Annotated in this window: 7 protein-coding genes; 6 read left to right on the top strand and 1 reads right to left on the bottom strand. The window is 56.4% G+C overall.

Annotated elements, in window-relative coordinates:
* Positions 1 to 4: 4 nt before the first annotated feature.
* The 6 genes from H7F20_RS12900 to H7F20_RS12875 all read left to right on the top strand — a co-directional run bounded on the left by H7F20_RS12900 (position 5) and on the right by H7F20_RS12875 (position 5,538).
* Positions 5 to 943 carry a homoserine kinase gene (locus H7F20_RS12900; RefSeq protein ID WP_185786582.1) on the top strand — a complete coding sequence of 313 codons (939 nt, stop codon included), beginning with the start codon at positions 5 to 7 and terminating at the stop codon, positions 941 to 943.
* Between the two features lie 22 nt (positions 944 to 965).
* Positions 966 to 2,282 carry a threonine synthase gene (gene thrC / locus H7F20_RS12895; RefSeq protein WP_185787165.1) on the top strand — a complete coding sequence of 439 codons (1,317 nt, stop codon included), beginning with the start codon at positions 966 to 968 and terminating at the stop codon, positions 2,280 to 2,282.
* 70 nt (positions 2,283 to 2,352) lie between these two features.
* Complete coding sequence (gcvT, locus tag H7F20_RS12890; protein WP_185786581.1) at positions 2,353 to 3,438, top strand: glycine cleavage system aminomethyltransferase GcvT; 1,086 nt, start codon at positions 2,353 to 2,355, stop codon at positions 3,436 to 3,438.
* 24 nt (positions 3,439 to 3,462) lie between these two features.
* Positions 3,463 to 4,290 (top strand): sugar nucleotide-binding protein, encoded by an 828-nt coding sequence (locus H7F20_RS12885; protein WP_185786580.1) that lies wholly within the window; start codon positions 3,463 to 3,465, stop codon positions 4,288 to 4,290.
* 102 nt (positions 4,291 to 4,392) lie between these two features.
* Positions 4,393 to 4,683, top strand: coding sequence for a 4a-hydroxytetrahydrobiopterin dehydratase (locus H7F20_RS12880; protein WP_185786579.1), 291 nt, complete (start codon positions 4,393 to 4,395; stop codon positions 4,681 to 4,683).
* 144 nt (positions 4,684 to 4,827) lie between these two features.
* A complete protein-coding gene (locus H7F20_RS12875; RefSeq protein ID WP_185786578.1) occupies positions 4,828 to 5,538 on the top strand; it encodes a YebC/PmpR family DNA-binding transcriptional regulator in 711 nt (236 codons plus the stop codon).
* A gap of 49 nt (positions 5,539 to 5,587) precedes the next feature.
* Here H7F20_RS12875 and H7F20_RS12870 read toward each other — a convergent pair whose 3' ends face one another.
* Positions 5,588 to 14,176: a malectin domain-containing carbohydrate-binding protein gene (locus H7F20_RS12870; protein WP_185786577.1), complete on the bottom strand. Its 8,589-nt coding sequence runs from the start codon at positions 14,174 to 14,176 to the stop codon at positions 5,588 to 5,590.
* Positions 14,177 to 14,205: the final 29 nt, after the last annotated feature.

The following is a 14,205-nucleotide window of genomic DNA, read 5'->3' as shown; positions in this document are numbered from 1 at the left end:
TCGCATGAAAAGCAAACAACTCTCCGTATTCTCCCCGGCTACCATCGCCAACCTTTCCTGTGGGTTCGACGTCCTCGGGCTGGCCCTGGACGGGATCGGGGACACCATGCATTTGGAACTCACAACAGAGCCCGGGGTCGTGATTTCCTCCATTCAGGGGGCAGACCTGCCCCTGGACCCCGACCGCAATGTGGCAGGTATCGCAGCAACCGCATTATTGGAAGCCCTGCCGGATTATGGCGGGGGCGTGCGCATCGCCATCGAAAAACGGATTGCCCCGGGCAGCGGCATTGGCAGCAGCGCCGCGAGCTCTGCAGGAGCCGTCTGGGCCCTCAACCGGTTGCTGGATGAACCCTTCGGCCTCCCGGAACTGGTGGCTTTCGCCATGAAAGGCGAAGCCCTGGCAAGCGGGGCGGCACATGCAGACAACGTGGCACCGGCCCTGTACGGGGGGATTACCCTGGTGCGCAGCTACGATCCGCTGGATATAGCCCGGGTCCACTGCCCGGAGTCCCTCCACGCCTGTATCCTGCACCCACAGATTGAACTGAAAACATCGGACGCCCGCAAAGTGCTCCGCACATCCATCCCGCTGAGCAAAGGGATCCGGCAATGGGGGAATGTGGGCGGCCTGATTACCGGCCTGTTCACGGAAGATTTTGGCCTGATCAGCCGGTCGCTGGAGGATTGCATCATCGAACCGATCCGGTCCCTGCTGATCCCCGGGTTCGGGCAGATGCGGGAGGCAGCCCTTGCCGCCGGCGCCCTGGGTTTCGGCATATCGGGATCCGGCCCGTCCGTTTTCGCGCTTACCCGGGGTGCCGACGCGGCAGCAGCGGTATCAACGGCCCTTGGCAAGGCCTATGACGGATTTGGCATCCCCTATGACCTGCATGCCGGCCCCATCAACCGACGCGGTATCTATGCCGTGGAAGACAACTGAGAACCCCAAAGCTCCCGAAGCCATGAAATACCACAGCCTGAACCACTCTGCGCCCCCAGCCAGCTTCCGGGAAGCCGTTATCCGCGGGATCGCCCCGGACAAGGGGCTGTATTTCCCCGATCAGGTCCCGGTATTCCCGGAAGCTTTCTGGCGGCAATTGGGGGAACGACCCATGCTGGCGATTGCCCTGGACCTGATCCGACCCTATGCCGGGGAAAGTATCCCGGACCCTGTATTGGAGCGTATCCTGGAGGAAACCCTGAATTTCGATTTTCCCCTGGTACCTGTGGCCCCGAATGTTTTCTCCCTGGAACTGTACCACGGGCCCACCCTGGCCTTCAAGGATGTCGGTTCCCGTTTTATGGCCCGTTGCCTCGGGTATTTCTCTTCCCGGTCCCCCGAGGAGGTAACCGTCCTGGTGGCCACAAGCGGGGATACGGGCGGAGCGGTGGCAGACGGCTTCCTCGGGGTGCCCGGAGTGGAGGTGGTGATCCTCTACCCGGAAGGCAAGGTGAGCGATATTCAGGAGCGTCAGCTGACCACCCTGGGCCAGAATATCCGCGCCCTCCGTGTGGCTGGCAGTTTTGACGACTGCCAGCGGATGGTCAAGGAAGCCTTTGTGGACAGGGAACTCAGCCAGGGCCGCCGCCTGACATCGGCCAACAGCATCAACGTGGCCCGTTGGATCCCGCAGATGCTTTACTATGTGTTCGCCCTTAGGCAATTGGGTCCGGATTGCGACCCGCCTGTTTTTTCGGTACCCAGTGGTAATTTCGGGAATATCTGCGCCGGCATGCTGGCCCACCGGATGGGGATGCCCTGCAGGCAGTTCGTCGCAGCGACCAATGTGAACGATACCGTTCCCCGGTATATGGAGACTGAAGCCTATGATCCCAGGCAGTCGGTACCGACCATTTCCAATGCGATGGACGTCGCGGACCCCAGCAATTTTATCCGGGTCCAGAAGCTGTTCGGGGATCGTTTCCCCGACCTGGCCGAAATGCTCACTGCGCGTTCCTATACGGATGACGAAACAAGAGGGGCCATGAGGTTCCTCCACAAGACCTGTGGATACACGGCAGACCCCCACGGCGCCGTGGGATATCTCGGTTTGATGGATTACCTGCGGGGCGATGCCAACGGCCCCGGGATCTTCCTGGAGACCGCCCACCCGATCAAATTCCGACCTGAGGTCGAACGGACACTTGGGATTCAGCTTCCCATCCCAGAGCGGATCCGCGGCCTCCTCGACAAGGAAAAAATGGCCATCCCCATCCGTAAATACGAGGACCTGCGCACCTTCTTGCTGGATACCCGGGGGAGCCGAAAGGCCCCGTGAATTAGGGGGTATCCCCGGGGCGACTTCCGAACTATTTTCAATACATTTGCCGGGAACAAAACCGGGTCACATGAAAGAAACTGCACTCAGGCAGGTCCATGAATCGCTGGGGGCCAAAATGGTTCCTTTTGCAGGTTATCTGATGCCTGTTTCCTACGAAGGCGTCAATGCGGAACACCAAACCGTCCGGGAGGGAGTGGGTGTTTTTGACGTATCGCATATGGGCGAATTCCTCATTGAGGGGCCCAGGGCGCTGGAGTTGGTCCAACGCATCTCCTCCAACGACGCCTCCAAACTGGAAATCGGGAAAGCACAGTACAGCTGCATGCCCAACGAGTCCATGGGGATTGTGGACGACCTGATCGTATACCGCGTGAAGGACGCCACCTACCTGTTGGTGGTGAATGCGTCCAACATCGGGAAAGACTGGGACCATATCTCCCGGTATAACGAAGGGATTGGTGCCGAGATGCGCAACCTGTCGGATGCCTACTCCCTGCTTGCCATCCAGGGTCCCAAAGCGGTGGAGGCCATGCAATCCCTCACTTCCGTGGACCTGGCGGGCATTCCCTTCTATAATTTTGTAGTTGGCGATTTTGCGGGAATCCCCCATGCCATCATCTCGGCCACCGGGTATACCGGTTCCGGCGGTTTTGAAATCTATTGTAAGAACGAAGAGGTCCGGCAGGTCTGGGAACGCGTGATGGAGGCCGGGGAACCCTATGGCATAAAGCCCATCGGGCTCGCCGCCCGGGATACGCTTCGCCTGGAAATGGGGTATTGCCTCTACGGCAACGACATCGACGATACCACTTCCCCCCTGGAAGCCGGTTTGGGGTGGATCACCAAGTTCACCAAGGACTTCGTGAACCACGAAGCCCTGGCCGCCCAGAAGGAGGCAGGGGTTACCCGGAAACTGGTGGGGTTTGAACTCCTGGAACGCGGCATCCCGCGCAAGGATTACGATATCGTGGATGCCGATGGCACCCCCGTGGGCCGGGTGACCTCCGGGACCATGTCGCCATCCCTGAACAAGGGGATCGGTCTGGGTTACGTTTCGACGGAGCTGGCTACCCCGGGAACGACCGTATATATACAGATAAGGAAAAACAAAATACCCGCAACCATCGTGAAACCCCCTTTTTACAAGGGATAGAAGCAGGATAAAGGAAAGAGAGGCGTGCGAGAGGAAGGAAAAAGGATACTCATATTGGGAGGCAGTGGCTTTCTGGGTTACGCCCTGTACCGGGAACTCTGCAACTATTTTGACACCTATGGCACCTATTGTTCTGCGCGAAGCCGCTTTGGCGATAACGGGCAGTTCCTGCACTACGATCTGCTGGAAGACGATATCCACCAGGTGCTTCACGAAGTCCGTCCCCATATCATCATTTCGGCCCTCCGCGGCGATTTCGGGGCGCAGATCCAGGCCCACGCCCACCTGTCGGAATACCTGGCCAGGAATGAATGCAGGATGCTGTTCCTCTCCTCTGCCAATGTATTTGACGCATACAGCAAATATCCCTCCTACGAATTCGACAAGACGCTTTCCGAGAGTATCTACGGCCGGCTGAAAATCCGTATCGAGAACATGCTGTTGCGCCTGCCCGCCGAGCGGATGGGCATCCTCCGCCTCCCCATGGTGTTTGGGAATGCCTCTCCCCGCATCCGGGAAATCAAGGAAGCCCTGGATGCAGGCGAAGCCATCGAGGTATTCCCCAACCTGGTGATCAACGTCACTTCTGCCGACAAGCTCTGCCAGCAGGTGCATTATATGATAAACCAGGACAAGCACGGGGTCTTCCACCTGGGTTCCCGGGACCTGGTACACCACGAGGATTTTATCCGGGAGATCACCGGCCACCTCAGCGACCGCAAACCCCTACTCAAACGCGTCTACACCACGAACGAGGAGCGCTACCTCGCCGTATTGCCCAAACACAACCTCCTGCCTAAAAACCTGCAGCTGGGCTACCAGGAGGTCATCGACCACCACATCCCGCAGTAATCCAGGTGCTCAGCGCTGCGGAAATCGACAAATCCGCAATCCTGTGCACCTGCTAATTTTGAGCGCGGATACAATTGCGTATCTTTTGGGAAAACACGCAACATGGAAAAACTATCAGATACAACCATACAGGAGAAGCTGAAAAGCCTGGACGGATGGGAATACCAGGACAACTGCCTGGTCACCACCTTCGAATTTCAGAATTTCCGGGAGGCCTTTACCGTGATGACCCGCATTGCTTTTGAATGCGAAGACCAGCAGCACCACCCCGACTGGACGAATGTCTACAACCAGTTGGAAATTCGCCTCAGCACCCACGATGCCGGCGGGGTCACGAGCAAGGACTTCAAGCTGGCAGGGATCATTGAAAAATTGGTTTCCGAACAGCCCTGACACCCGGAATGGCCCGCCAGGCAGCGCCCGGACGGCTTCCGGGAAATGCATTCCCGAGCCTGGCCGGCAAGCGCTCTCCAGCTCCGTTCAGGCGCTTGTTGAATAGGCCGGAATTGCTACATTTGTGGGATAAAACCAGTATCCATGGGAAGAGCCTTTGAATTCCGGAAAGCACGCAAATTAAAGCGATGGGCAGCCATGTCCAGGGCCTTTACCCGGATTGGCAAGGACATCGTGATGGCCGTCAAGGAAGGCGGGCCGGATCCGGATGCGAATTCCCGCCTGAGGGCGGTGATCCAGAACGCCAAGGCGGTAAACATGCCCAAGGACAATATCGAACGGGCCATCAAACGGGCCAGCGACAAGTCCCAGGGCGACTACAAGGAGGTCCTCTTCGAAGGATACGCCCCCCACGGAATTGCGATCCTGATCGAAACCGCTACGGACAACAATACCCGGACGGTTGCCAATATCCGATCCTATTTCAATAAATGCAACGGCAGCCTGGGTACCTCGGGTTCCGTGGAATTCATGTTCGACCACACCTGCAACTTCCGCATCCCGGCCGAGGGCATAGACCCCGAAGAACTCGAGTTGGAAATGATTGACTTTGGTGCCGAAGAAGTCTTCGTCGATGAAGACGGCATCCTGATCTACGCCCCTTTTGAGAGTTTCGGCTCCATCCAGAAAGAGCTCGAATCCCGCGGTATCGAGATCCTTTCATCCGGTTTTGAACGCATCCCCCAGGTCACCAAGTCCCTCACCCCCGAGGAAGCCGAGGACGTCGAAAAGCTCCTGGAACTCATCGAGGAGGACGACGATGTGCAGAACGTCTACCACAGTATGGAGGAATAAAAAAAGCCCCCGGAAATCCGGGGGCTTTTTTTATCAATCGGCTTTCATGTTATTCCACAATCTCGCCTGAAACATTGTAATTGCTCGCCAGCAGCGAGAAGTCGAGACCGGTTACCTGACCGTCTCCGTTGAAATCGGCCCGGTCGTCATATCCGGTATCGCCCGAAGTCAGGTTGTAGGTGCCCGCCAGGATGGAAAAGTCCAATCCGGTAACCTGGTTGTCATTGTTGGCGTCCCCGGCCAGCAACTGCCCAAAATTAATGGTGTTTGGCCCGTCCACAAGGCTCACCGCAATGACGCGTTGCAGGTACTTATCAGCTTTGACCGCCACGGAATAGTCCCCTACCGGCAGGTCCTCGATCAACCCCGTGCCGGTCGCGTCCCCGCTCACAGTGAAGCTCAGGGATGGGGTCGTCTGACCGGTTTCGTAAAATTCCACGGTAAGGTCGGCCGTATAATCGGTCCTTCCCTGCAAGGTATAGGACAGGTTGGCCTGGGCCTGCTGGAAATTGGGATCGTAGAGGATGGTAACCACATTGGAGGTATTGCTGACGGGCTGGTCCACCGCATAGGGCTGGGTGGAACTCACCGCGATAAACTGGTTGAGCCCTCCATCCGGCCCCGTATCCGTACTCGCAGTCTGCAACAGGGTGACCGGGATGTCCAGGGTACCTCCAGCCGGGATTTGTCCGGTATACAAAGCCTTGTTCACCGCCTCGTTGGCATAATAGGTCGGATCCGGCACATTGAAGGGCGGATCTCCCGAGGCAATGTAGAGCCTGGAATCCATCTGCAATAGGGAAACATAGTCTCCCGGGTTCCCGCTGATCTGCATGACCTGATTCAGGTCGGCGACGGTTGCAGGTCCGGTACCCACATCCAGCATGCTGATGCTCGGAGTGGTGGGAGCAGATCCCGTTAGAATTTGGGAGCCGCCAAAACTTCCGTCCTCATAAAGACTTCCGACTACCGTCGATCCGTCACTGAAGCTGATTGTAATGGTAGCCCCGACCAGTTCGAATCCGGAAACCGCACCGGCTGCACCGGCCCCGGGAACCCCCTGTATGCTGTTCGGGTCCACATCGACCGTAAAGAACAGGGCTTCAGACGGATCAAATTCAGAAAAACTCAAACTCATCACATCATAGCCTCCATTGCGCGGCTGGCTGAAGGGATCCACGCAGGGATCTGCAGGGGCAATCAGTCCGGTAGCAGCGGCTCCGCTATTTGCCGTAAAACAGCTTGCCGTGGCATCCCCGCCGGTTCCAACCGGGTCGAATACATTATCAGGTAGGATCCCCGTGCTCAAGTCGATGGTTATACTGGTAATCTGAATGTTACCCGTGGAGGTATTGGTCAGTTGCAGACTATTGGCCCCATAGGTACTGGCATCTATCCCACTTCCAGGCGTAATTTCGAAAAGTGCTGAAGGGGTACCCGTAGGAGGGGTATCCGTCACATTCCAAACGAAATCCACGGTTGAGGACAAAGCCGGGTCGCATCCATCTGCCACGGTAACAGTCACGTTGTAAGGACTGTTGTCTGCCGCCCCGGGGGTACCTCCAACGGTTTGCTGGGATTGGGGGGCATTATCCAGAGTTGTCGTCGGAGTTCCGGTACTGACATCATCTATGTGCACAAGCGCAAAGCGGTCGACCCGATGACCGGCTGAACGTTCGGACATGGAAATGGTAAAGGTGCCGGCATTTGGGAAATAGGCATATACAGGTGTGCCTGCGCTATTGTCAATGGTAATTGTGCTCCATTTGTTACCTCCACTACCTGAGCGGTACACTTTAAAAAATCCGTTAACTCCAGGATTTTCGGTTCCATGGTCCGGACGGCCCATAGCATTCCCCGCCGGATAGAAGATTTCCTTCGAAGTTGGATTACCTGCCAGGATACCCTCGAATTCAGAGGTCCCCGAGAGTGCATTTGCCGAACCTAATACACAAAAGAAATGCACATCTGGTGTATTCACGATCCGGAACCAGGTGTCATTCTCATCCGAAAATACCGTGCCCGAAATTGCAGATTTCATATGGAAGCGGTAAACGCCCGGGGTATTGATCTGGAAAGAATAGTCCACCGTCTGGCCATTCGTATCGCCAAAGTGGTTGGTACTGGCCACCAGATAATCTACCCCGCTATCCGTGAGTGGATTCCAACCACCTGGAGTGTCTGTAAAATCGTTTTCAGCCTCGATCATCACAAGCCCGCCATTCTCTATATAAGCCCCGGCCACACCAGATCCAGACCCTTCATCCAGGGTTCCGGTTATAACGCCCGTAGAAGGGTTGATGTTAAGGGAAGGCGGCAAGCCCTCGGCGCTATAGGTCAGCGGGCCGCAGGGGTCCAGGTCAGAGGCTTGAATGGCCAGGCTGACTGCGTCGCCCTCCACTCCTTGCTGGATCCCGGGGTTGGTCACCACAGGCGGGGTATTGACGGGAGTGCCACCGAGATCAATGATTTCTATGGCCTTGATATTGGGGTTTTCAACCCCGTGTATGAACTCGAGGTTCAGGGTCCCGTCCGAAACCACCAGGGTATGGCTCAACATGAAAGCGCCAAGCGCCCCATTGCGCGCAAACTGATCGATGTCATTGAACGCGGCGGGTACGGATCCTTCCACAGATACATCGAAGACGCGCTGCTCTGCTGCAGTAATACCATTGAACAGTTCGGCAAAGTAGAGGCGTACCTCTACGGTGGTCCCCGCAGTTACCGGGAAAGCCCAGGTCATTTCAGGCGCCGCAGCTGCATCAAAACGCTCCGTCTGGAATATGGAGACCGGGGTTCCTGCCGGAAGCGACGGGTCGGTCATTACGATCGGCCCCTGATAAGCACTTGCGGAAGACTGATCAAAGGTGCCGCCGGTGGCGGTAGCACCTGTCAGGTAAGTCGAATTCCCGGCCGTGCCAAAAACACCCGTATCCTGTTCCCAATCCGGGTTCGGGCTGTCGGTTGCCGCAGTCAGCGGCCCACCCGTATTGATCCGATAGAGCACAGTGGCCTGTGACTCGCCGGAGGTCAGGGCCACCGGGGAGCTGTTGGTCCCGTCGTACTGGAAGGTGAGCAATGCCACGTCCCCGTCCGTCGCTCCGGTATGGCCGATAAATACATCGAGTGATCCCCCGGGTGGGATAAACCGGAATTCCAGGTCTGAAACAATCTGGAAGTTCCCGGCATCGCCCCCGCCGAGTTGGGCCCCGGTAACGATGATCCCGGTATTCCCTGCAGCATTGTTGAGCGTGATCACGGAGGCCCCGCCGGTTGTTACTGTCAGGGAGGATGCAACGCTGAGCTGACCAGCCGTTAGGGGAGTGCCGCTCGGGTTATCGGTCCCATAGAATTCCATGTTTTTCATGGTGCCGCCGCCTCCCTGGGTATTGGAACCGGCAGTTATATGGATTCCGTCTCCGGAAACAATGGCCTGGGTCCCATGCCGCTCCGTAATCAGGTCGGCCCGGGTCGTCCAGGTGCCGGTTACCGGATTATAGGATTCGGTGGTCTTCTGGGCATCGTTTATCGTGTTCCCCTGGAGGTCGACCCCGATCTCCCCGCCAATGACATAAAGCTCATTCTGGAACACAGCCACGGAAGCCGCACCCCTGGGTGTGGGGAGATTTTGTCCGGAAGGCAGCGTGGACCAGGTCCCGCTGGTAAAGTCATACACATCCACTTCTGCAATCAGCGGGGCAAAGGTCCCGCCGGTTCCGCCGGAAAGCCTTCCACCTGCCACGTAGAGCTTGTCTCCAATGACCTCGGCATGGAAGTGGTCCCTGGCCCTTGGCGCATCCGTAAGCGTTGTCCAAACCCCGGTGGCCGGGTCGAATTCGTCGAACCAGGCCTGGTAACCGCCATTATGGCCTATGGTATTTCCGGCGATCACATAAAACTTATCATTGTAGACAACTAAGCCAGCAGAACCCCGTTTACGGGCAGGCGGAATTTCCGGGCCCTGGATCCAGGTGTCCTGGGCCGGGTTATACGCCCAGACATAATCCGCCGGGAGTTCGTTGGGGAAAGCGTTGTTTTTGAATGCGCCGATCACCCAAATCAGGCCATTATACTCCAGGGCCTGGAAGTGGTTGAATTCGGATGGGGCCGAATTGGAAATAGTCGACCATGTCTTGGACTGGTAGTCATACACATCCAGACTGGAAGAATTTTCCCGGCCGCCAAACAAATAAAACTTGTCCCCGGCCTGCACAAAAGAGGCTTCATGGCGGGCCGTGTAATTCTCGTCGTCGGTCTGGTCGGTCCATTGCAGTTCGGCCGGAGGACCAGAAGGGAGGATTTCAATCCCTTTGATGCTCGGGTTCTGTATACCCTGGATAAAGTCGATGTCCAGGTTCCCATCGGTAACAGTTACTGCAAAGGTCTCAACAGCGGCTGTCTCCCAGCCATAGGCCGCCGTCTGGTCCAGGTCGTCCAGCACCAGATTACCCTCGATTTCGACATCAAATACCCGGACGCCAGCAGTCTGAGCTCCGGTCCAAATCTCGGCAAAAAGTAAATTTACCGTATAGTTGCCGTTGGGAACCGGGAAATCCCATTGCATATTATCAGGGACGGCCAGCGTATTATAGCGTTCGGTGGTAAAAAGGGCATCCGGATAACCGGTGGTATTGGTGAACCCTGTGGTTACGGCAGCACCGAAGGTCTCGTCCTCGGCGGCGCTATTAACATAGGGGGATGGTGTACCGGTCGTTGCTGTGCCTCCGGGAGTTGCAACCGTCTGGTCCGCATCCCAGCTTTTTGGGTCGGCATCATTGGAGGGGGTAAGCGCCCCGCCCGCATTGACTCGGAACAGCGCGGTCCCGGTGGTACTGGGGTCCAAAACGGTCCAACTGAAATTCACCTGCACCGAAGCACTGCCGGGCTTGCTCACCGTTACGGTTGGGTTGTATGGGCTCCCCGCAGAAGCCCCTGTATCGATGTTGCCGAAAATCAGGCCCGTGGTAGGCTCAATGCTGATCCCCGGTGGCATACCGGTGGCCGAATAGCCAAAGTTTTCATTACTATCGCCTCCGCTGGCAGCCACATTGAAGTTGATCAGGTCGCCTTCAAAATTTGTTTGATTTGCGATGGGTTCCACGGAGATCGGCGGGGCGAAAGATCCTCCAAGGCTGAGGATTTCAATCCCATTGACCGTCGGGTTCTCCGTTACGTGTTCAAAGAGGATGTTCAGGGTGCCATCTGTAAGATTCACCTGATATTCAAGCATCCCCCCGACCTGGTGGCCAAAGGTTTGTACCAGGTCCAGATCATTCTGTACCAGGTTCCCCTCAATAGAGATATCGAAGACCCGTTGCCCGATGCCTGAGGTTCCTGCAAATCCGTTCCCCATATAAAGGCGGACCACATAGGATTCATTGTTGGGAAGCGCTATATCCCACTGCATCTCGGGGGCAGCCTCCGGATCCCAGCGCTCGTTGGCAAATAGGGCCTGGGGTACGTAAGCGGGAACTGACGCATGGCGTCCGGCGATGTTGTGGGTGGAGTGGTTACCGGTGTTGACGGACCAGCTAAATCCATTGGAGGTGCCATTTTGGGCACCCGTGGCCGTAACGCCCACCCAGTCGGGGTTCCCGGCATCGGTAGCTGCGATGGTGGCCCCGTTTGCCCGGATTCGGACGATCGGCACCGGTTCATCGGATACGTTAACAGTTAGGACTTGTTCAATGAACAATCCCCCGGTATCCGCCGCCCGGATAGTGATATTCGATGTTGCCGCGGTTGCGGGAAAAGTCAGGTTCAGGGTACTTCCACTGATGCTCGCACCGATTGCGGGATCTGTGTTATTTTGAATGGTGTAGGTCAGATTCCCATCCCCTCCGTCATCTGAGAAAAATTCATCCAGGTTCAGGGAAGTTGCACTAGCACCCGTTAATACACTCACCTCCGGAAAATCCTGTTCCACGGCCGGCTGGCTGCCCTGCACATTGAGGGTATCCCAGGTGCCTTCCACCTCTTCGCCGGTTGCGTTTGAGGAGCCGATAAAACCTACCATGAGTGGGGTGCCCGCGTTTTGGATGGCCGTAAGTATCGCGCCACCAGCATTCATGGTTCCCAGGGTTTGCACCGGGTCGTTGTCGAATTGGTATTGCAAGGTCACCAACCCAGTTGTCGGATCCACTACAAATGAAAAGGTAACGGCGTTTGCCGGCCGGTCCGAGGGGTCGATCGTTACATTGAGTTCTGTGAGCGTCTGGGGTGTATCGTCAAGTTCCTGCAATGCATTGATCCCGTTTTTTGTAATTACAAGTTTGATGTAATTGCTTTGAGTCCCATCTCCAATGAAGATACCGAGTTCGCCATTGGCCGGGGAAGCTGCATCATATAACTGCAAAGGGTCGTTGAAGTTGAACAAACGGCTTTCCACCGTAAAACCTCCTGTGGCTGTGCTTACATTGACGCCATATTGAAATGCTTTTTCCTGGGTGTTTGCCGTTCCCAAGGCCGTTCCCGCCGTCATCTGCATGGTCATGGAACCCGTGGCGCCCCCGAGGATGTCATTGGGGTTCGGGTCGGCAGGATCGTCACGCCGGTCCAGCCAGTTAAGCCAGTTGGCGCCCGTGTCCCCGTTGTTCATCATCCCGGTAAATCCCAGCCCGAGATAGCCCTGCAGGACCGGGTTATCCGAAAGCAGGTCATTCAGTACGGGTAAATCGAAGGCGTCGGAACCCGAATCGATCGGATTGCCCAATTGCATGGGGTCCGACCCGTCCGGAATCCCGTCGGCATCGTCATCGTTGTCATTGAGGTCCGAAACCAGGGTCCCGCCTGCGTTTTTGTCAAAATCATTGGGTTGGTTCCCCCCATTGCAGATTACTTGCTCAATGGTCTGACCGGGAAGCAGGTTGTCGATTTCATCCTGGTTCGTGTAGCCGTCACCGTCATTATCGGCAAGGGGATCGTATCCGGCTTCTCCAGGGAGGATACAAATCACAAAATCCTGGGGTTCCAAAACTACTATGGAACCATTGAACGGAGCAACCCAAATTGTTCCCGGGAAGGGATCGGAATCGGAATTGCAGGTGATCCCCAGGGCATTTCCGCCCAGGTTTGAGATAAAGGTGTTGGTCAGGTTATCCAGGTTGCCACTCGCATTGAGTTCAACACGACGCAGCGCTCCTCCATTGGTTCCGGCAAGCAAATTTCCCTGCATCGCCCCTGCGAAGTTGGAAGCGGTATACTCATCGATACCATTCGTATTCGTACCCCAAGTGGTAACCAGGACATCGCTAGGGCCGTCCGGATTTCCGATCCCAGGGCCACGCCAATCTCCTTCATCGGGGTTGGCCAGGCTTACAGGTACCGGTGGCCAGTTGGCGGGTAGTGCAATGTTCGGGTTTGTGGTTGATCCCGGTGTCGAACCATCCGGATCGTAAATCAGCGTCCGGAAGACCGAAGTAGCCGGATTATACGAATTTACTTCCGGGTTTGTGAAAAGTCCGGCTCCTGCGGGATTTGCCCGGACCGGGGCCGGATGGCCCCCGTAAAAACTCCCAAAGGTATAGCTTTGGATATCCGTGGTAATCAGCGTCAGGTGGTCCTGGTTATTGACCTGCTCCCCCCCTACAGAAGCGGAACTGCCCGGTTCACTGGATATATAATCATTGTTGACATTCGCAGTGCCTTCATTGACAGGTAATCCTCCCCATCCCCCGTTGGCGCCATTATCCGTGGCATATACCTTGCCATCCTGGGTAACGACCAGGTCATAGGAGTTACGGTATCCCGGTGAGAAGATCTGCACGGGGCCACCTTCGACCACCATGGCCTGGTTGAGGCCGTCATTCCCGCCCCAGGGGTCATTCACATCGATCCCATTGTAGCCCGGGCTATCCGGATCCGTAATACCATTGGCATTGGCCCGGGTGGGGTCGTCCAGGGTGGGAATATCGTAAATGTAATTCCGTACCCCGTCGTTCTGGATGGGCATGGCCTCCAGCATGGTCAGGTTGACCGAAAGGATAGCCGCGGAAAGTGCGTATTCCGTGGTCCAGGCAAAATTGTCCGAGGGGGAACCAGCATTGGTAAACCCTCCCGACGCCACAATCAGGTAATCCGTGCCCCCGATGGTCACGAACTCCAGGCCATTTGTCGCGTGGTTTTCCTCGGAACGGGGCAGCCCGCGGACTATGTCCACGGCATCCCAACTCGATCCCGTCCAGGTAATCCGGGTGATCACCCCGGAATTCGTGTCCAGGTTTGCATCCCCACCGGGACCACCGACCCGGCTATCGCTGGAGGTTGCATAGATCACCGGGTTGCTGGCAGTACCCGCTACGGTGATCCCGGTAGCTTCTCTATTGTTATTCGCATTGGAACTCCCATCGTCATTGTGGTTCGGGATATTCTTGACCAGTAACAACTCCTCGCTGGCAGTCACGACATAATCATCAACCCCGTTTCGCTGGATGGTAAAAATATCGATGGTGCCATTGAGCTGCAGGACATAAAGCCGTCCGTCAGGACCGAACATCAGGGAGGTCCCCTGGTTTACGCCCCCGTTCCCGTTGAAATTCAATTGACTGGAACTAAATGATTGGGCCTGGACCGAACCTGCCGCACAAAGCAGCAGGATGAACAGTCCCAGTATTACCCGAATTGGGCGTCGGGATTTCATATGAATTGGTGTATGTGGGATGAAAATCT

Origin of the sequence: Robiginitalea sp. SC105, assembly GCF_014243345.1 — a bacterium.
Lineage (GTDB): Bacteria > Bacteroidota > Bacteroidia > Flavobacteriales > Flavobacteriaceae > Robiginitalea.
This window is presented reverse-complemented; position numbering and strand designations above follow the sequence as displayed.

Bases quoted from the DNA above. Each gene is read 5' to 3' on its own strand.
- H7F20_RS12900 (WP_185786582.1), top strand. From the start codon at position 5: ATGAAAAGCAAACAACTCTCCGTATTCTCCCCGGCTACCATCGCCAAC.
- thrC (WP_185787165.1), top strand. From the start codon at position 966: ATGAAATACCACAGCCTGAACCACTCTGCGCCCCCAGCCAGCTTCCGG.
- gcvT (WP_185786581.1), top strand. From the start codon at position 2,353: ATGAAAGAAACTGCACTCAGGCAGGTCCATGAATCGCTGGGGGCCAAA.
- H7F20_RS12880 (WP_185786579.1), top strand. From the start codon at position 4,393: ATGGAAAAACTATCAGATACAACCATACAGGAGAAGCTGAAAAGCCTG.
- H7F20_RS12875 (WP_185786578.1), top strand. From the start codon at position 4,828: ATGGGAAGAGCCTTTGAATTCCGGAAAGCACGCAAATTAAAGCGATGG.
- H7F20_RS12870 (WP_185786577.1), bottom strand. From the start codon at position 14,176: ATGAAATCCCGACGCCCAATTCGGGTAATACTGGGACTGTTCATCCTG.